15 protein-coding genes are annotated in these 18868 nt (G+C 62.3%); 13 read left to right on the top strand and 2 right to left on the bottom strand.

Going from position 1 to position 18868, the window contains the following annotated elements; translation table 11 throughout:
- Together ACTQV3_RS07765 and ACTQV3_RS07760 are read left to right on the top strand one after the other, a co-directional pair.
- Positions 1-666: a DUF4956 domain-containing protein gene (locus ACTQV3_RS07765; protein ID WP_427728733.1), complete on the top strand. Its 666-nt coding sequence runs from the start codon at positions 1-3 to the stop codon at positions 664-666.
- Positions 667-732: 66 nt separating this feature from the next.
- Positions 733-1722, top strand: coding sequence for a PLP-dependent transferase (locus ACTQV3_RS07760; protein WP_441068669.1), 990 nt, complete (start codon positions 733-735; stop codon positions 1720-1722).
- A 104-nt stretch (positions 1723-1826) separates the two neighbouring features.
- On the opposite strand, the gene ACTQV3_RS07755 is transcribed toward ACTQV3_RS07760, so the two are convergent.
- The gene (locus ACTQV3_RS07755) at positions 1827-2171 is read right to left on the bottom strand and encodes a winged helix-turn-helix domain-containing protein (protein WP_427719637.1); all 345 of its coding nucleotides are present in this window, start codon (positions 2169-2171) and stop codon (positions 1827-1829) included.
- 193 nt (positions 2172-2364) lie between these two features.
- Between ACTQV3_RS07755 and ACTQV3_RS07750 the strand changes: the two genes are divergently transcribed.
- The 11 genes from ACTQV3_RS07750 (at position 2365) to rpoD (ending at position 18555) form a co-directional block, all read left to right on the top strand.
- Positions 2365-3876, top strand: a complete 1512-nt coding sequence (locus tag ACTQV3_RS07750; protein WP_154515410.1) for an IMP dehydrogenase — start codon at positions 2365-2367, stop codon at positions 3874-3876.
- Between the two features lie 370 nt (positions 3877-4246).
- Positions 4247-6823 (top strand): leucine--tRNA ligase, encoded by a 2577-nt coding sequence (gene leuS, locus ACTQV3_RS07745; protein ID WP_441068671.1) that lies wholly within the window; start codon positions 4247-4249, stop codon positions 6821-6823.
- Between the two features lie 256 nt (positions 6824-7079).
- Complete coding sequence (gene rimP / locus ACTQV3_RS07740; RefSeq protein WP_441068673.1) at positions 7080-7574, top strand: ribosome maturation factor RimP; 495 nt, start codon at positions 7080-7082, stop codon at positions 7572-7574.
- Between the two features lies 1 nt (position 7575).
- Positions 7576-8823 (top strand): transcription termination factor NusA, encoded by a 1248-nt coding sequence (gene nusA / locus ACTQV3_RS07735; RefSeq protein ID WP_154515419.1) that lies wholly within the window; start codon positions 7576-7578, stop codon positions 8821-8823.
- 91 nt (positions 8824-8914) lie between these two features.
- On the top strand, positions 8915-11590 hold the full coding sequence (gene infB, locus ACTQV3_RS07730) for a translation initiation factor IF-2 (protein ID WP_441535938.1): 2676 nt from the start codon (positions 8915-8917) through the stop codon (positions 11588-11590).
- Between the two features lie 11 nt (positions 11591-11601).
- Positions 11602-12012 carry a 30S ribosome-binding factor RbfA gene (gene rbfA, locus ACTQV3_RS07725; RefSeq protein ID WP_117647311.1) on the top strand — a complete coding sequence of 137 codons (411 nt, stop codon included), beginning with the start codon at positions 11602-11604 and terminating at the stop codon, positions 12010-12012.
- On the top strand, positions 12005-13048 hold the full coding sequence (locus ACTQV3_RS07720; RefSeq protein WP_441068675.1) for a DHH family phosphoesterase: 1044 nt from the start codon (positions 12005-12007) through the stop codon (positions 13046-13048). Before rbfA ends, ACTQV3_RS07720 begins: the two co-directional genes overlap by 8 nt.
- Before the next feature lie 15 nt (positions 13049-13063).
- Entirely contained in the window at positions 13064-13996 is a 933-nt protein-coding gene (gene truB / locus ACTQV3_RS07715) for a tRNA pseudouridine(55) synthase TruB (protein WP_441535937.1), read from the top strand.
- Positions 13993-15000, top strand: a complete 1008-nt coding sequence (ribF, locus tag ACTQV3_RS07710; protein ID WP_441535936.1) for a riboflavin biosynthesis protein RibF — start codon at positions 13993-13995, stop codon at positions 14998-15000. Before truB ends, ribF begins: the two co-directional genes overlap by 4 nt.
- Complete coding sequence (gene dnaG / locus ACTQV3_RS07705) at positions 14993-17101, top strand: DNA primase (RefSeq protein ID WP_441535935.1); 2109 nt, start codon at positions 14993-14995, stop codon at positions 17099-17101. Before ribF ends, dnaG begins: the two co-directional genes overlap by 8 nt.
- Before the next feature lie 110 nt (positions 17102-17211).
- Complete coding sequence (gene rpoD, locus ACTQV3_RS07700) at positions 17212-18555, top strand: RNA polymerase sigma factor RpoD (RefSeq protein ID WP_370450567.1); 1344 nt, start codon at positions 17212-17214, stop codon at positions 18553-18555.
- A 240-nt stretch (positions 18556-18795) separates the two neighbouring features.
- On the opposite strand, the gene ACTQV3_RS07695 is transcribed toward rpoD, so the two are convergent.
- Positions 18796-18868: IS3 family transposase (locus ACTQV3_RS07695; RefSeq protein ID WP_441015707.1), on the bottom strand; the 73-nt coding region annotated here is incomplete at its 5' end.

Below are 18868 nucleotides of genomic sequence, written 5' to 3'. Positions count from 1 at the left end.
ATGAGCACCAGGGACTTTTTTAAGAACTCCGTCTTGGAGGCGTTTGGTCAGGTCGACCCTGCCAAGATCGGCCTGTCGCTGCTCGTGGCGCTCGCCATGGGCATCCTGATCTATTACGTGTACAAGCGCTTTTTTACCGGCGTGGTGTATTCGCGTAGCTTTGCCGTGACGCTCGTGGGCATGTGCGTGCTCACCTGCATGGTCACGCTCGCGATCTCGACAAACGTGGTCATCTCGCTCGGTATGGTCGGTGCTCTGTCCATCGTCCGCTACCGTACGGCGGTCAAGGACCCGCTCGACCTGCTGTATCTGTTTTGGTCCATTACCACGGGCATTACGGCGGGAGCCGGCATGTATGCACTCGTGGGGCTCACGGCAGCAGTGATCGTGCTGATGATCGCCGGCTTTGCGAGCCGCCAGGACAAGTCGCGCGTGTACATGATGGTCATTCACTACACGGGCCAGACCACTGGCGACGATATCGTGCGCGCGTTTGGGCGCACCAAGTTCACCGTTAAGTCCAAGACTATGCGCGGCGACAAGGTGGAGATGGCCGTCGAGGTGTTCTCTGACGGTGTGGATATGCCCTATGCCGACGCCATCCGTGCCCTCGATGGCGTGGAGGACCTAACGCTTATCCAATACAACGGCGAATACCACGGCTAGAGCCCTAGCGAGTAGATTGGGGAAACATCCGCATCGTGGGCTTTTGTTTTGAAGGGACGGTGTCACGTGGACGCACAACAGCTAGAAGAGGCCTGGGCTGCAAGGGCTGGCGCGCGCGAGGCGCGACTGGTTGCGGCCTCGCATGTGCCGGCGGCGCTGTTTCTGTTGGGGATTGTGCGCCCCGGCGATCGCCTGGTGGCCTTTGCGGATGACTTTGCCGAAGCGTTTGCTTGCGGCTTTGAGGGCTGCGATGTCGTGCTGGTGGGCTCGCCGTCCGCCGAGGCGTTTGCTGCTGCGTCCGAGGGCTTTGATGCTTCGCTTGATGCCGAGGGGCCGCACCTGTGGTGGTTCGCCAACTCCATTGGCGCGTTCGGTTTGCGTGTGCCCGATTTGCGCGCGTTAGGCCGCGCCGCGCGTGAGGCCCATGCGCTGCTGGTTGTTGACAACACCGTGGCTGACGTCTTTGGCTGCAATCCGCTGCGCTTGGGCGCCGTGCTGTCGCTCGAGGCACTCGACCGCGTGTGTGCCGGTAAGGCCCCGCGTAAGCTCGTTGCCGCTTCGGTGGCGCGATCGCAGCTCAAGCGCCATCGTGTGGATGCCGCGGCTGAGTGCGCGCATGCGTTGTTTGCGGGCTGCGGTGCGTCGGCGCTCGATCTTTCTGCTGAGGAGGCCGACGTACTGGAGCGCGGGCTTTCCTCGCTTGACGCTCGCATGCAGGCGCATTTCGACCGCGCCCGTGCGCTGGCCGAGTATCTGGCCGCGAACGAGATGGTGCGCAACGTGCGCTATCCCGGGCTGAGCTCGCATCCTGACCATGCGGTTGCAACGGGAATCCTCGAGCATGGCTTTGGCCCGGCAGTTGAGTTTGACCTTATCGAGCGTAGCGCGGGAGAGTTGTTCGACGCTTTGCCGGGGGAGTTTCGCACATCGTTCGCCGGCGGCGCAACGACACGCCTTTCGGCGCCACGTGGCAAGCAGGGGGACACCATCCGCCTCTTCGCCGGCACCGACGATCCCCTGACGGTAGCCGCCGCCCTCGATAACGCCCTCCGATAGCAGCTAATTTGGGACGGGGCTTTTTTAGCTACCCAATGTCAATTTTTGGCTATGAGTTAAGAATGCTCTGGATGGGTAGCTAAAAAAGCCCCGTCCCAAATTAGCTACTCTTTGATGGTGTCGATCAGGTCGTTGGCCCTTGCGGCTATGACTTCGTTGATCTCTGCCTGCAGCTCCTCGTAGGCCGCTATGGCTCGCTCGCCGGCGGGGGTGAGCGAGCTCCCGCGGGCGCCGTCGCGCTCGATGAGCTTGCACCCCAGCTGCCCCTCGGCCTCGTTCACAATGCGCCATGCCTTGGAATAGGCCATGCCCATGCTCTTGGCGGCGCGGTTGATCGAGTGTTCGCGGGCGATACCCTGCAGCAGCAAGACGCAGCCGTGGCCGAACACGCCCGGCAGATCTTTGTCGCACGACTGAATGACCAGTTTTGCCGTCGTCTTGTACTCCATGCGCTCCACGTCTCTCTGCTAAAGTGTCTGCTGGGCAAACGCAAAGCCTGCGTTAGGCCCTCGTGTGCTCTTCTTAAATCATGCATTGTAGCAGTCAAAGTGCGTTAAGATACTTGCCCAGTATTGGGCGCCCAAGGTTGGGCTGGGTCCTACGAGGCCTGCAGCCGACCGGTCGCATGGAAAAAGGAGAAACATGGCTACGTTCTTTCCCGGTGAGTCCCACACGTTTTCGGAGTATCTGCTGGTCCCTGGTTATTCGTCCTCGCAGTGCATCCCCAACAACGTCTCTCTTAAGACGCCGCTAACCCGCTTTAAGCGCGGCGAGAAGCCGGCAATCACCCTGAACATCCCCATGGTTTCCGCCATCATGCAGTCCGTCTCGGGCGTCGACATGGGTGTCGCGCTCGCTACCGAGGGTGGCCTGTCCTTCATTTACGGTTCCCAGACCCCCGAGTCCGAGGCCGCCATGGTCAAGGCCGTCAAGGATCACAAGGCCGGCTTTGTCCAGTCCGATTCCACGCTGACCCCCGACATGACCATGGAGCAGGTCATCGAGCTCAAGGAGAAGACCGGTCACTCCACCATGCCGGTCACCGACGACGGCACTCCCAAGGGCAAACTCCTGGGTATCGTTACCAGCCGTGACTATCGCCCCAGCCGCGATGACCACCAAAAGAAGGTCTCCGAGTTCATGACCCCGCGTGAGCAGCTCATCGTGGGCGACAAGAACATCAGCCTCAAGGTTGCCAACGACGTCATCTGGGACAACAAGCTCAACGCCCTGCCCATCGTCGACGACAACGATCACCTTATGGGCATTGTCTTCCGCAAGGACTACGACAGCCACAAGACCAACCCCAACGAGCTGCTCGACGGCGATAAGCGCTACATGGTCGGCGCCGGCATCAACACCCGCGACTATGCCGAGCGCGTGCCGCTGCTCATCGAGGCCGGCGCCGATGTCCTGTGCATCGACTCTTCCGAGGGCTTCAGCGAGTGGCAGAAGCGCACCATCGAGTGGATCCGCGCCAACTACGGCGAGGATGTTAAGGTCGGTGCCGGCAACGTCGTTGACGCCGAGGGCTTCCGCTTTTTGGCCGACTGCGGTGCCGACTTCATCAAGGTGGGTATCGGCGGCGGTTCCATCTGCATCACCCGCGAGACCAAGGGTATCGGCCGTGGCCAGGCCACCGCGCTGATCGACGTCTGCCGCGCTCGCGACGAGTACTACGAGGAGACCGGCGTCTACGTGCCCGTGTGCTCCGACGGCGGTATCGTCTACGACTACCACATGACGCTCGCCCTTGCCATGGGTGCCGACTTTATGATGCTGGGCCGCTACTTTGCCCGCTTTGACGAGAGCCCGACCGAGCGCGTCAACGTCAACGGTCAGTACATGAAGGAGTACTGGGGCGAGGGTTCTGCGCGTGCCCGCAACTGGCAGCGCTACGACCTGGGCGGCGCCGCGAAGCTCAGCTTTGTCGAGGGCGTCGACTCCTACGTTCCCTACGCCGGCTCCCTTAAGGACGGCGTGGGCGGCACGCTCTACAAGATCAAGTCCACGATGTGCAACTGCGGTGCCCTTTCGATTCCCGAGCTCCAGAAAAAGGCACGCCTGACCCTGGTGAGCTCGACCTCGATCGTCGAAGGCGGCGCCCACGACGTAGTCGTCAAGGATTCGCAGCAAAGCGTCAGCTACCGCTAAGCGGCTTTCCCAAGCACCGCACCTTGCCGTTCAAACCGTCGCTCGCGTACCAAAGTACGCGTCGCTCCTCTTTCACGGCAATCTGCGGCACTTGGTAAACCCGACCATGCTTGGGCAGGTAACAATTAGCGGTTGATTCACAACCACGTTATTAAGATAAAGCGAGATGCCTGCAAGTCGCAGGCATCTCGCTTGTCGTATTTGCTATCATCAGTCAAGTTAACCTTAGGGTCGGTCGGCTTGGCTTTGTTCGCTACAAGTTCCGCACGCAAAGAAGAGCACTTAATGTGCTCTTCGTCTTGCGCAGGACTGTCCGCAGTAGCGAATAAAGCCAAGCCGACCGACCCCAGCTAAGATTAAAGGAGCTGATATGTGCGATTGCACAGATCATAAGGACGAGATCCCTGCCTACGACGCGCAGGCCATTGAGTCCAAGTGGATGAAGGCCTGGGAGGACTCCAACCTCTTTGCCGTCGACACCGACGCCAGCAAGCCCAAGAAGTACGTGCTCGAGATGTTCCCGTATCCTTCGGGCGACCTGCACATGGGCCACGCGCGCAACTATACCATCGGCGATGCCATGGCCCGTCAGGCCCGTATGCGCGGCTTTGACGTGCTGCATCCCATTGGCTTTGACGCCTTTGGCCTGCCCGCCGAGAACGCCGCCATCAAGCACAACACGCAGGCTGCCGCCTGGACGTATAAGAACATGGACCAGGCGCTCGCCACGATGAAGCGCATGGGCTTCTCCTACGATCTGGATCGCATGGTCAAGACCTGCAGCCCCGACTACTACCGCTGGGGTCAGTGGATCTTTGAGAAGATGTGGGAAAAGGGCCTGGTCTACCGCAAGAAGAACCCGGTCAACTGGTGCCCCAACTGCAAGACCGTTCTGGCCAACGAGCAGGTTACCGAGGGCAAGTGCTGGCGCTGCGGCACCGAGCCCGAGAAGCGCGACCTTGAGCAGTGGTACTACAAGATTACCGAGTACTCCCAGGAGCTGCTCGACGATCTGGAGAAGCTCCCCGGCTGGCCCGAGCGCGTTAAGCAGATGCAGGCCAACTGGATCGGCCGCTCCGAGGGCGCCGAGGTCGACTTTACCCTGTGTGATGCCAACGGCGATCCCATCGAGGGCGACGAGGGCAAGATCACCGTCTTCACCACGCGTGCCGACACGCTCTTTGGCGTCTCCTTCTTTGTCCTGGCTCCCGAGTACGCTCGTCTGCACGAGCTCGTCGAGGGCACGGAGTACGAGGAGGCCGTGACCAAGATCGTCGAGGACTCCAAGCATATCTCTGCCGTCGAGCGTGCCCAGGGCACCCTCGAGAAGCACGGTGCCTTTACGGGGCGCTACGTGGTTAACCCCGTCAACGGCGAGAAGGTTCCCGTGTGGGTTGCCGACTATGTCGTTGCCGATTACGGCACCGGCGCCGTCATGGCCGTTCCCTGCGGCGACCAGCGCGACTTTGAGTTTGCCCGCAAGTACGACCTCCCGATCGTCCCGATCATCCTGGACGATGACGACCGCGCTGCCGTCGAGGCCAGTGGCGAGACCATCGATACCTTCCATGCCGAGACCGTCGACTGGGATTGCGCCCACGCTGCCGAGGGCACGCTCGTCCAGTCCGGCAAGTACACCGGCATGCGCGGCGGTAAGCACTCCGAGGGCGAGGCTGCCATCGTGTCCGACCTCGAGGCCATGGGCTGCGGTCGTCGCAAGGTCGAGTTCCGCCTGCGCGACTGGCTCATCAGCCGTCAGCGCTATTGGGGCAACCCCATCCCGGCCATCCATTGCGAGCACTGCGGCATTGTGCCCGTGCCCGAGGACCAGCTGCCGGTGACGCTGCCCGAGAACCTGGACCTGGGCGCCGGTGAGACCCTCGCCGAGTGCAAGGACTTCTACGAGACCACCTGCCCGGTCTGCGGCCGCCCGGCCAAGCGCGAGACCGATACCATGGACACCTTCACCTGCTCCAGCTGGTATTACCTGCGCTATACCGACCCGCACAACACCGAGCTGCCCTTCTCCCGCGAGGCGGCAGACCGTTGGATGCCCGTCGATAACTACATCGGCGGCATCGAGCACGCCATTTTGCACCTGCTCTACAGCCGCTTCTTTACCAAGGCGCTGCGCGACCTGGGTCTGCTGAGCGTTGACGAGCCCTTTACCAACCTGCTGTGCCAGGGCATGGTCAAGGACGAGAACGGCGACACCATGTCCAAGTCCAAGGGCAACGTCGTGCCCCCGAGCTCGGTTATCGAGCCCTACGGCGCCGACACCATGCGTCTGGCGATCCTGTTTATCGCCCCGCCCGAGAAGGATTTTGACTGGGATCCCAAGGCCGTCGAGGGTGCCAACCGCTTTATCAAGCGCGCCTGGCGTATCGTGTGGCAGCTTGTCCAGTCGGGTGATGCCAACGTTGCCTTCGACAAGTCCGTGCTCGACGAGACCGCGATGAAGCTCTATCGCGAGCGTCACCGCACCATCGCCAAGTGCACCGAGGACTTCGATCGCGGCCAGTTTAACACCGCGATCTCGGCCGTCATGGAGCTCGTCAACGCGGCGAGCGCCTACCTCAACGCCACCGAGGGCGCATCGCGCGACAAGGCACTGTGCTACGGCGTGGCCAAGGACATCGTGAGCGTCCTTGCCCCCATCTGCCCGTTCTGGGCCGACGAGCTGTGGCACGAGGCACTCGGCTGCGAGGGCAACGCCTACACCGCCGCCTGGCCCGAGTTTGACCTGGCCGAGTCCATCGAGGACACGGTGCAGATCGTCGTCCAGGTGCTCGGTAAGGTCCGCGGCCGCATCGATGTGGCCCGCGATGCCTCCAACGAGGAGATGCAGGCTGCCGCCGAGGCCGCTGTTGCCAAGTGGCTCGAGGGCAAGACAGTCGTCAAGGCCATCTGCGTGCCCGGCAAGCTGGTCAACCTGGTGGTTAAGTAAACCTCGCGCATATAGTTGATGCACAATAGACGAGGGGCGATCCGGCTGGGTCGTCCCTCTTTTTGGATATGGATACTTGCGACTACACCCAATTATCCATTTCTTGTGGAGAACCTGTGCTCACGCTGACCTGCGGGTTTGTGTTGTGGTTGCACGTTTTCGCAGGTATTGGTATAGTTTGCCTGCAAATGAAGTTGTAATTGAAAGAAGTGGGGTTTCGGCCCCGCTTCTTTTTTGTATGGATGGAGGTGCCGCAATGGTCAAGACCAAGATCGAGCAGGCGATCATCGACGCGCTCGAGGCCGTCGCTCCCCAGCACGATGTCGATATTGTCGACGTTGAGCTCGTGGGTGCCACCAAGGCCCCCTGCGTGCGTGTGCGTATCGAGGGTGCCGAGGGTCAGAGCCTGTCGCTCAACGACGTCACGGCCAACACCAAGTGGGTCGGCGACGTGATCGAGGAGCTCGACCCCATCTCTTCGAGCTATACGCTCGAGGTGTCGAGCCCGGGTATGGCGCGCCCGCTGCGCCGTCCGCGTGACTTTGCCCGCTTTGTGGGCGAGGACTGCGAGCTTTCCTCCACCGCCACCGAGGGCCGTCGCAAGTACTCCGGCAAGATTGCCGCCGCGACCGAGACCAACGTAACCCTCGAGCTCGAGGACGGCGAGTCTGTCACCCTCGATTTTTCCGATGTTAAAAAGTGCAAGTTGAAGCCCGTCTATGACTTCAAGCCCGCGAAGGAAGGAAACTAACATGGCAGCATCCGACATGATGTCCGCCCTGATGGAGCTTTGCCAGGAGAAGCACATCGACCAGCTCTACCTGATCGACCGCCTGGAGCAGTCGCTCGCCAAGAGCTATGCCGAGATCCTGCATCTTGAGTGGGGCGCCAAGGTGACCATCGACCGCACCACCGGCAAGATCTATGTCTACCGCCTGGAGCCGATCGACGATTCCATGGACGAGGAGGGCAACTTCACCGAGTTCGAGGAGATTGACGTCACCCCCAAGAACACCAGCCGTATCGCCGCCCAGCACGCCAAGGCTGAGATCAACGCCATCGTGCGCAACTCCGCCCGCGAGCAGATCTACGAGGAGTTCTCCGGCCGTATCGGCGACCTCATCAGCGGTACCGTACTGCAGTCCACACCCGACTTTACGATCGTCAAGATCCGCGAAGGCGTCGAGGCCGAGCTTCCGCACTTTGATCAGCGCCGCTACGAGAACGAGCGCAACGAGCGCCCCATGGGCGAGCGCTATCTGCACAACCAGCACATCAAGGCCGTGATCATTGACGTTCGCGACCCCAACTCCACGCTTCCGCCGGTCCGCGGCGAGCACAGCCGTCCGCCGATCGTTATCTCGCGTACCCACCCCGAGCTCATGCGTCGTCTGTTTGAGCAGGAGGTGCCCGAGATTTACGAGGGCACCGTCCAGATCAAGTCGATCGCCCGCGAGCCCGGCCAGCGCTCCAAGGTCGCCGTCCACTCGCTCGATGACCGCCTGGATCCCGTGGGCGCCTGCGTCGGCCCCAAGGGCAGCCGTGTGCGCGCCGTCGTGGGTGAGCTGCGCGGTGAGCGCGTCGACGTCATCCTGTGGGATGCCGATCCGGCCGTCTACGTCGCCAACGCCCTGTCGCCCGCCAAGGTCACTCGCGTCCTTATCGACGAGGAGAAGGCCTATGCCGGCGTCATTGTGCCCGACGACCAGCTTTCGCTCGCCATTGGCAAGGAGGGCCAGAACGCCCGCCTGGCCGCACGCCTGACCGGCTGGCACATCGACATTAAGTCCGAGACCCTTGCCGCCGACATCCTCAAGAACGTTCCCGTTCACGAGGAGCCTGCCGCCGACCTGATCGGTGACGAGGAGGATGACGACGCCCGTCGTTGCGAGTACGTGTCCGAGGACGGCATCCAGTGCCGCAACCAGGCCCGTCCCGGTTCCCGTTTCTGCGGTGTCCACGACACCGACGCCTTCGATGATGCGGAGGACCTGATCTAGCGCGCGGTTGCGCTGGACAGGTTCCGGCGCACATCCCACGCTCGTTCAGTCTCTAGGCACCCAAGGTGCCAGAAAGGGTAGGTGAAGTCATATGGCAAAAGTCCGTGTGTCCACCCTGGCCAAAGAGTTCGGCATGACCTCCAAGGAACTGATGGGTCACCTCGCCGAAATGAAGATTCCCGCTAAGTCTGCTTCCTCCGCCCTGGAGGACGCTTATGTTGCCATGGTCCGCAAGCAGCTTGCCTCGGTGATCGAGGCCCGCGCCCAGGAAGTCGAGGCCGCCAAGCAGGCCGAGGAGGAGGCTGCCGCCGCCGAGGAGGCAGCGCGTGCCGCCGAGGCCGAGCGCGAGCGCATCGCCGCCGAGAAGGCACGCGAGGAGGAGCGCCGCCAGTTTGCCGCCGCCCAGGCCGCTGAGGAGGCAACCCGTGCCGAGGCCGAGGCCAAGAAGAAGGCCGAGCAGGAGCGCCTTGCCCGCGAGAAGGAGGAGGCTGCTCGCGAGGCCCAGCGCCGCGCCGTTCCCGCTTCCGACTCCGGTTCGCGCTTCCGTTCGCTGCTCGATCAGATCGCCGCACAGGAGACCGTGCTCAAGGAGAAGAAGGACGCCGAGGACAAGGCCAAGGCCGAGCGCGGCAACCGTCGCGGCGGCAACAACGATCGTCGTGGCGGCCGTCGCAACGACCGCAACGCCTCCGAGAGCCGCCCGCACAGCCATCGCACCAACGCCAGCAACAATGTCGCTGCCGGCATGGATTTCCCCAACCCCGATAAGCAGGGCAAGGGCAAGAAGCGCAAGGGTGGTCACAACAGCGAAGAGGACCACTACAGCCGCATGGCGCGCGAGGCCGAGGAGTACAGCCGCGAGAAGGTTCTCGAGGAGGCCCGTGCCGCCGTCGAGGAGGCCTCTCGCGAGTCCACCGGTCGCCGCAAGAAGCGCAAGGAGAAGCGCGAGCGCGAGGCCGCTAGGGCTCAGGAGGAGCGCAAGATTGAGGAGGCGCTGGCCCAGGGCGTGAACCCCGAGGAGCTCGACGCCATCAAGGTCTCCCAGGGCGTTACCGTCCAGGAGCTTGCCGAGGCGCTCGACGTTCCGGCCAACGACATCATCAAGCGCCTGTTCCTGCTGGGCACCCCGCTCACCATGACGCAGTCCATGTCCGACGACCTTGTCGAGCTTGTTGCCGACGACTTGGGCCGTCAGATCAGGATCATCACCCCCGAGGAGGAGAACACCTTCTCGTTCTACGACGATCCCGCCGACCTTAAGCCCCGCGCCCCGGTCGTCACCGTCATGGGTCACGTCGACCACGGCAAGACGAGCCTGCTCGACGCCATCCGCCACACCGGCGTCGCTGCCGGCGAGGCTGGCGGCATTACCCAGGCCATCGGCGCATCGCAGGTCATGATCAACGACCGCAAGATCACCTTCATCGATACCCCGGGCCACGCTACCTTTACGGCCATGCGTGCCCGTGGCGCCAAGGTGACCGACATCGTCATCCTGATCGTCGCCGCCGACGACGGCGTCATGCCCCAGACGGTCGAGTCGATCAACCACGCCAAGGCCGCCGGCGTTCCCATCGTCGTCGCCGTCAACAAGATCGATAAGCCCGGCGCCAACCCCGACCGCGTGCGCCAGGAACTCACCGAGTACGGCGTCATCCCCGAGGAGTGGGGCGGACAGAATATGTTCGTCAACATCTCGGCCAAGCAGAAGATCGGTATCGACGACCTTCTGGAGACCGTGCTGCTCCAGGCCGATGTGCTCGAGCTCAAGGCCAACCCCGATACCTTCGCCTCGGGCAACGTCCTCGAGGCCAAGCTCGACAAGGGCCGCGGCTCGGTCGCTACCGTGCTCGTGACCCGCGGCACCCTGCACGTGGGCGATACGCTGGTCGCCGGCCTCACCTATGGCCGCGTCCGCGCCATGCTCGACCCCAAGGGCCGCGCCGTCACCGAGGCCGGTCCCTCCGACGCCGTCGAGATCCTGGGCCTGCAGTCCGTCCCCAACGCCGGTGACGAGTTCCGCGTGTTCGAGGACGAGCGCGAGGCGCGCGCCCTGGCCGATGAGCGCTCGCTCAAGGCCCGTATCGAGGAGCAGAGCCGCGTGAAGCACGTCACGCTCGAGAACCTCTTCGAGACCATCGCCGACGCCGAGGTCAAGGAGCTCAACCTGATCATCAAGGCCGACGTCCAGGGCTCCATCGAGGCCCTTCAGGACTCGCTCGACAAGATGGATCAGTCCGAGGTCCGCATCAACACGATCCACTCCGCGGTCGGTGCCATCAACGAGACCGACGTCGTCCTGGCCGACGCCTCCAACGCCATCATTATTGGCTTTGGCGTGCGTCCCGACGGTAAGGCCCGCTCCGCTGCCGAGCGCGAGGGCGTCGAGATTCGTTGCTACGACGTTATCTACAAGTGCCTCGAGGAGCTCGACGCTGCCCGTATCGGCATGCTCAAGCCCACCGAGGTCGAGGTCTCCACGGGTACCGCGACCGTCCTGGACACCTTTAAGGTGCCCAAAGTCGGTATCGCCGCCGGTGTCCGCGTCGAGGAGGGCGAGATCGCCGCGACCGATTCCGTGCGCCTGGTGCGCGACGGCATCGTTGTCTTTAACGGTAAGATCGCCTCGATGCGCCACTACAAGGACGAGGCCAAGAGCCTCAAGAGCGGTTCCGAGGGCGGCATTGGCCTGGAGAACTTCCAGGACATCAAGCCCGGCGACCAGATCGAGGGTTACCGTATCGACCAGGTTGCCCGTACCGAGTAGGGGGTAGCGCTATGAAGCAAACGCAGGCAACCCGCCGTCTGGGCGAGCAGCTTCGCGAGAAGCTCGGTTATATCCTTCTCTTTGAGGTTTCCGATCCGCGTCTCGACCTGGTCACCCTGACCGCGGTCGAGGTCGCGGTGGACCGTTCGTTCGCGCGCGTGTACGTGTCATGCGATGCGAGCCGCTACGATGAGGTCATGGAGGCGCTCGCCAGCGCCAAGGGCCGCATTCGCAGCCTGTTGGCTCGCTCGCTCGACTGGCGCGTCACGCCCGAGCTCGATTTTCGCATCGATCGCTCGACCGATGAGGCCGAGCGCATTACGCGTGCGCTGGAGAATGTCCCGGCCACGCTGGCGATCGAAAAGGACGAGGACGGCTATCCCATAGCGGATGCCGCCCAGGAGGCAGCTTTAGATGAGTAATTCCGCCGACCTCGCATCGTGCGAGTCTGCAGATATTAAACGACGCATCCTCGAGCTTATCGAGGGTGCGTCCTCCATTGCGATCTCGGGTCATACCTCTCCCGACGGCGATGCCCTGGGCTCCGTGTTGGGCTTGGGTCTCTCGCTCATGAAGGCGTTCCCCGACAAGGACATCGCGCTGCTGCTCGCAGACGACGATCCCGTTCCGCGTATTTACCGCTTTATGGAAGGCGCCGATCGTCTGGTGCCGGCTTCGAGCTTTACGGGCGATCCCGACCTGTTTATCTCGGTGGATGTGCCGGTTGTCGAGCGTCTGAACAACTCGGCCGACGTGCTCCGCCGCTCCAAACATGTGGTGTGCTTTGACCACCATCCGGCGCGCGAGGAGTTTGCCGAGGTAAGCCTGAGGCGTGTCGATGCTGCGGCGTGCGCCATGATCATCGACCGCTTTTTGGATGATTGCGGCATTGTCGTTCGCGATCGCATCGCCACCTGTCTGCTCTGTGGCCTTGTTACCGATACCGGTCGTTTTCAGTATCAGAATGCCGATGCCGCTGCGTTCCATGCGGCTTCGCGCCTGGTGGCGCACGGTGCCGACCCGGCGCGTGTCGCGCTCGAGGTCTATCAGAGCATGCGCGTCGAGTTCTTGCACCTCAAGTCCATCGTCATGGGCCGCATCAAGACGGTCGCGCACGGGCGCGTGGCGTATAGCTACGCGTACGAAAGCGACCTTAAGGAATGTGGCGTCACTTCGGATGAGTGCGACGGCTTGGTCGATGTGGTGCGCTCGGTGATGGGTGTCGAGGTCTGCCTGTTCCTTAAGGGCATCGAGGGCGATACCAAGGTGCGCGGAAACCTGCGCTCCAAGGGCGACATGGATGTCTCCGAGATTGCGGCCAACTTTGGCGGAGGCGGACATCACGCTGCCGCCGGCTTTACCAATAACGGAACGATTTTCGAGACGCTCACCGCGGCACTTCCCATGCTGGCCGAGCTGGTGGGGGAGGATCCCGCTTCGGTGACCGTCGAGCTCTAACTTTTTGGATGGTACATGGCTCGTCGTACGCCTTCTCAATTGAATATGCTGCTCGCCGTCGATAAACCGGTGGGCTGCACGTCCCACGACGTGGTATCGCGGTGCCGGCGCGCCCTCCATGAGCGGCGCGTCGGTCATGCCGGCACGCTCGACCCCATGGCGTCGGGTGTCATGGTGGTGGGCGTGGGCCAGGCTACGCGTCTGCTGGGCATGCTTACCCTCGATACCAAAAGTTACGTCGCCGATATCTCGTTTGGCGCCGAGACCAATACCGACGATACGGAAGGCGAGGCCATCCGTACGGTTGCCATTGCACCTGAGCTGCGCGATCCCGCCTATGCCCGTGAGCGCTTGAGCGCCATGCTGGGCCCTCAGATGCAGGTCCCGCCGGCGTTTTCGGCTATTTCGGTCAACGGCGTGCGCGCCTATAAGTCTGCACGTGAGGGCAATGCCGTTGAGTTGCCTGCGCGCCCGGTCGAGGTATATTCTGCCGACCTGATCGCCGTGAGTGGCGAGGGCGATTCCTGCATTTGGACCGTTGCCTTCTCGGTGAGCAAGGGCACCTATATCCGTGCGCTCGCTCGCGACCTGGGTCGTGCCTGCGATAGTGCCGCGCATATTTCCGCGCTGCGCCGTACCGCTTCTGGCATTGTCTCCATCGGTGCCTGCCATGCGGTCGAGGACCTTTCTGCCGAGTCCGCTGCCGGCTTTGCCTTGGACCCCATTGCGGCCCTCGGCGCCACGCGCGTCGACTTGCCGGGCAATCTTGCGGAAGATCTGCTGTGCGGTCGTCGTATTCCTATTGATCGCGCGCTCGCCGGCTTCGATGTGTCTAAAGCACCGTTTGCGCTGGTGCTCGATGGCGGGCTCAAGGCTTTGGCGCGTATCGAGGATGGTCGCTTTGTGATGGAGCACGTCTTTCCGCAGGCGATCGGCGGTGTTCGATGATGCTGGACCCTCGCGAGCTCGCGCACACATTTTTTGTGGGCGCGGCGGCGGAGGCCCGCATCGTTTTGGCTGATGCTTTTGGTGACTGCGAGTCTATGGGTGCCGCCTCGATTGCCATCGGCGTGTTCGATGGCGTACATAGGGGACATCGTGAGCTGATCGACGCGGTCATTCGCGATGCGCGCGTCCACGGCTGCAAAGCGGTTGTCGTAACGTTTGACCCTGATCCAGATGTTGTGGTGAGCCCTGCGCCCGCTCAAAAATTGATGACGACGGCCGACCGCCTGCATGCCCTGGCTCAGACTGGGGTCGATGCCGTGGTGGCTGTTCCCTTTACGCCTGCGGTAGCGTCGCTCGATCACGTGGGCTTTCTTGAGCTGTTGGCGCATGTTGTCGACATTCGCTCCATTCGCGTTGGCAGCGATTTTAGGCTGGGCCGCGGCGGTGCCTCGGGCGTTGCCGAGATGCAGGCATGGGGCGCTGAGCGCGGTGTTGACGTGTATGGGCACAATTTGCTGTGCGAGGCCGGCGAGGCTATCTGCGCCACCCGCATTCGACGTGAGCTGAGCTTGGGCCACGTTGAGCTGGCGGCCGATCTACTCGGCCGTCCCTATATGGTGCGCGGCGGCGTGATTCGCGGTCGCCACGAGGGCTCCGATATGGGATTTCCTACGGCAAACCTGCTGGTGCCAAACGGAATTCAGCTGCCTGCCGATGGCGTCTACGAGGGCCTTGTGCTGGTCGACGATACCGTGTGGCCCGCTGCCGTCAACGTGGGCCTGCCGCCGACGTATGCCGACGATGCCGCCTCGGCGCATCTCGAGGCCAACTTGATCGGGTATGCGGGCGACCTGTATGGACGTTCGGTTTCGTTGGCGTTTACGCGTTGGCTGCGTCCTTCGCGCGTGTTTGATTCGCTGGACGAGCTTATCGCGACCGTCGAGGGTAATATTGACGATATCCGTCATAACTTGGGTGAGCAGGGGGTGGGCATCCGTGATTAGCGATGAGGAGAAAGACCAGGTGCGCGCTGCGTCCGACCTGGTTGCCATTGTGCAGGAAACGGTTGAGCTCAAACCCCGCGGCCATGAGTTTTGGGGTTGCTGCCCCTTCCATGGCGAAAAGACCCCATCGTTTCACATTATCCCCGCTACGCAGGTGTGGCACTGCTTTGGCTGTGGCGAGGGCGGCGACGTCTTCACCTACATCATGAAGCGCGAGAACCTGAGCTTTCCCGAGTCGATTCGCTACCTGGCCGATCGTGCCGGCATTGAGCTGCACGATACCGGCGCGCAGCGCGATCGCGGCACCAAGCGCGCCCGCATCTATGACCTGTGCGCCGAGACGGCCCAGTTCTATCACACCATGCTCATGCGCGGTAAGGACAGCCGTCCGCGCGAGTACTTTGCCAGCCGCGGTATGGGTGGCGACGTCTGCCGTCGCTACTGCCTGGGCTTTGCGCCGGGTCGCAATATGTTGGTGGCCCATCTGTCGCAGAAGGGCTTTACCCCGCAGGAGATGATCGACGCCAACGTGGCCGTGAGCCGCGGGCGCGGACAGCTCGCCGATCGTTTTTACGACCGCGTGATGTTTCCCATCTTTGACGAACAGGGTCATAACATCGCCTTTGGCGGTCGTATTATGGGCGACGGCCAACCCAAGTACCTCAACACCGCCGAGACGAGCGTGTTTCATAAAAAGAGAAACCTCTACGGCTTTAACTGGGCCAAGGAGTTTATCGTCGCGCAGGATACTGCCATCGTGGTGGAGGGATATACCGACTGCATCGCCTGCTGGGAGGCGGGGATCAAAAACGTCGTCGCCACGCTGGGCACGGCGCTGACGGAACATCACGTAAAGACGCTCACCCGTTTTGCCAAGCGCATCGTGTATATGTTCGATGGTGACGCCGCCGGTCAAAAGGCCGCGCGCCGCGCGATTCAGTTTATCGAGCAGGACTCGATGGACCTGCGCTGCGTGGTGCTTCCCGACGGCAACGACCCTATGGAGTTCGTCTCCGCGCATGGTGGCGAGGCACTGCAGGCGCGTATCGACGCCGCCGAGCCCCTCATGGACTTTGTGTACCGCTCACTGCAGGAGTCGAGCGACATTACCACGCCGGGCGGTCGTGCCAAGGCACTCGAGGATGCGCTGACGCTCATCTATCCGCTGCGCGATAGCTACATGATCGATACGTACTTTATCCAGATCGCCGACCTTCTGGGCCTGGATTTGGAGACGGTGCGCTCGAGTTCGGGCCGTGTGTTTCGCGATGTCGCCAAACGCGAGGACGCCGAGCGTCGTCGCGAGCAGAACTACGAGCGCCAGCGGGCACAGGCCGAGCGCGCAGGCAGCGCGGGCGGTCGGGTGTCCGGTCCGCAGGGGGCATCTCGCGGCGCCTGGGCGTCGGGGACGACGCCGCCGGTATCCGCACCGGTCGAGGAGGAACCGTACGACTATGTGCCGCTCGAGGCCTACGGGGCCGTGCCGGTCGAGGTCGTTGACGATATGCCGCCGATCGATGTGCCTGCTGGCATGGACACGGTGCCCGCAGGGTCTGCTTCGACCGCTTCCGTTCCGGCGACGCCGATTGTGCTGACCGATCTGGAGCGGAAGTCTCTGGCGGGGGAGCGCGAGCTGTTGACGATGCTCACCAGCTACCCCGACCTATTCCGCACGTACGCCGATCGCATCTGCTCGATCGAGTGGGTAGACCCCCGTCACGAGTCCATCGCGTGGGCCGTGCTCGCGACGCCGCCGGGCACCGATCCCGCGGCGTGCATGGACGCCGCGCGCGCGGTGTGTCCCGAGGCGGCTTCGCTTGTCAGCGCCGGGCGCATCTCGGCGACGAGCAAACATCCCACCGAGACGAACATCGTCTTTATGCTCGATACGCTTGAGCTTTACACCATCAAGCGCCGTATGCGGGCTGCCCAGGCCAAGCTGCGCCAGGACCGGTCGCTCGACGATGACGCGCGCCGTGCATTGACCATGCAGGCCGCGCAGGATTCTTTGCGCCAGCGCGAGCTCCAGAAATCGATTGGCGGCGTGGCCGATCCGTTCCGGTTGATTGGTTTGGAGGCCGCGGGTCCCGATCAGGCCTAGATGTTGTGGTCAATCGGCATGTTATCTGCTATATCCAGTCTGAATTTTGGGTATAGACGTGTAAGTGTGTGCTAAAGTAATGTGTCCTGTGGACTACGAAGGGAGAATCTGTGCCAAATAAGACTGAGAGCACGGGTACTGGGCTGGAATCCTACGTTGCTAAGCTCATGGGCAACGGCTCAAACAGGACTTCGGTAACCGAGGACGAGATCCAGGTCGTCCTGAAGGATATCGATGTTTCTGACGAGCAGCTCAACGCGGTCTATTCCGCGCTGCGCAACAGCGGCATCCAGATTATCTCCGCGAGCGGAAACGACGACGCCCCCATGGACGTTGACGATGACGATAACGATACCGACGATTTCGATGACGACGAGGAGCACGATTCCGGCTCGCTCGACGATCATGAGCTTAAGATGGCCCGTCAGGCCGATGCCGAGATGGGTTCTTGCAAGAGCAAAAAGAAGCGCACCGTCCGCACGTCCCGTTCGCGTTCTCGCGTGCGTGGCATCGATGCCTCCACGGTGATGCTGACCGGTGACCCGGTTCGTATGTACCTTAAGGAGATCGGCAAGGTCGACCTGCTGACTGCCTCTGAAGAGGTCGATCTGGCCATGAAGATCGAGGCCGGTCTCGAGGCCACCGAGAAGCTCGAGGCCGCCGAGGCGGGCGAGATCGAGCTCACTCGCGCCGAGATGCGTCGTCTGACTCGTATCGAGAACGTGGGCCTCGAGGCCAAGCAGGCGCTCATCAGCGCCAACCTCCGTCTGGTCGTCTCCATCGCCAAGCGCTACGTCGGTCGCGGCATGCTGTTCCTGGATCTGATCCAGGAGGGCAACCTCGGTCTGATTCGCGCCGTCGAGAAGTTCGACTACCAGAAGGGCTTCAAGTTCTCCACGTACGCCACGTGGTGGATCCGTCAGGCCATCACGCGCGCTATCGCCGACCAGGCCCGTACCATCCGTATTCCCGTGCACATGGTCGAGACCATCAACAAGCTTGTCCGCGTGCAGCGCCAGCTCCTCCAGGATCTGGGTCGCGACCCGACCCCCGAGGAGATCGGTGCCGAGATGGACATGAGTGCCGACCGCGTCCGCGAGATTCAGAAGATCTCGCAGGAGCCCGTGTCGCTCGAGACTCCTATCGGCGAGGAAGAGGATTCCCAGCTGGGCGACTTTATCGAGGACTCCCAGGCCATCGTTCCGCCCGATGCCGCCAGTTTCTCCATGCTGCAGGAGCAGCTCACCCAGGTGCTCGACTCGCTTGCCGATCGTGAGCGCAAGGTTATTGAGCTGCGCTTTGGACTTGTCGACGGACATCCCCGCACGCTCGAGGAAGTCGGCCGCGAGTTTGGTGTCACGCGCGAGCGCATCCGCCAGATCGAGTCCAAGACCCTGGCCAAGCTCCGCCACCCCAGCCGCTCCAGCAAGCTCAAAGATTATATCGAAAGCTAGTCATGCAAGAAGCGCCCTCAAGCACATCCGCTTGAGGGCGCTTTCATGTAACAAGGGCCGGCAGTTGGCGCACGGGTAGTCTTTTTGGGACGGGGCTTTTTTAGTCTTTTTGGGACGGGGCTTTTTTAGCTGCCCTATCTCAATGCGTGGCTCAAGCTTTAAAGGCCCCAGATTGGGTAGCTAAAAAAGCCCCGTCCCAAAATGAACTGCACCCCAAAACCTGGACGGCTTAAATAAGAACTACGCCGCAAGGGACTGTCTCCGGAACTCCTCCGGGGTCAGTCCCTTCAGTTTAACCTGGCGCCTCCTCGTG

Source organism: Collinsella sp. LCP19S3_A7 (assembly GCF_052121995.1).
In the GTDB taxonomy this organism is placed as follows: Bacteria; Actinomycetota; Coriobacteriia; order Coriobacteriales; family Coriobacteriaceae; genus Collinsella.
This window is presented reverse-complemented; position numbering and strand designations above follow the sequence as displayed.

Bases quoted from the DNA above. Each gene is read 5' to 3' on its own strand.
- ACTQV3_RS07765 (WP_427728733.1), top strand. From the start codon at position 1: ATGAGCACCAGGGACTTTTTTAAGAACTCCGTCTTGGAGGCGTTTGGT.
- ACTQV3_RS07750 (WP_154515410.1), top strand. From the start codon at position 2,365: ATGGCTACGTTCTTTCCCGGTGAGTCCCACACGTTTTCGGAGTATCTG.
- infB (WP_441535938.1), top strand. From the start codon at position 8,915: ATGGCAAAAGTCCGTGTGTCCACCCTGGCCAAAGAGTTCGGCATGACC.
- ribF (WP_441535936.1), top strand. From the start codon at position 13,993: ATGATGCTGGACCCTCGCGAGCTCGCGCACACATTTTTTGTGGGCGCG.
- rimP (WP_441068673.1), top strand. From the start codon at position 7,080: ATGGTCAAGACCAAGATCGAGCAGGCGATCATCGACGCGCTCGAGGCC.
- ACTQV3_RS07755 (WP_427719637.1), bottom strand. From the start codon at position 2,171: ATGGAGTACAAGACGACGGCAAAACTGGTCATTCAGTCGTGCGACAAA.
- leuS (WP_441068671.1), top strand. From the start codon at position 4,247: ATGTGCGATTGCACAGATCATAAGGACGAGATCCCTGCCTACGACGCG.
- ACTQV3_RS07720 (WP_441068675.1), top strand. From the start codon at position 12,005: ATGAGTAATTCCGCCGACCTCGCATCGTGCGAGTCTGCAGATATTAAA.
- truB (WP_441535937.1), top strand. From the start codon at position 13,064: ATGGCTCGTCGTACGCCTTCTCAATTGAATATGCTGCTCGCCGTCGAT.
- rbfA (WP_117647311.1), top strand. From the start codon at position 11,602: ATGAAGCAAACGCAGGCAACCCGCCGTCTGGGCGAGCAGCTTCGCGAG.
- nusA (WP_154515419.1), top strand. From the start codon at position 7,576: ATGGCAGCATCCGACATGATGTCCGCCCTGATGGAGCTTTGCCAGGAG.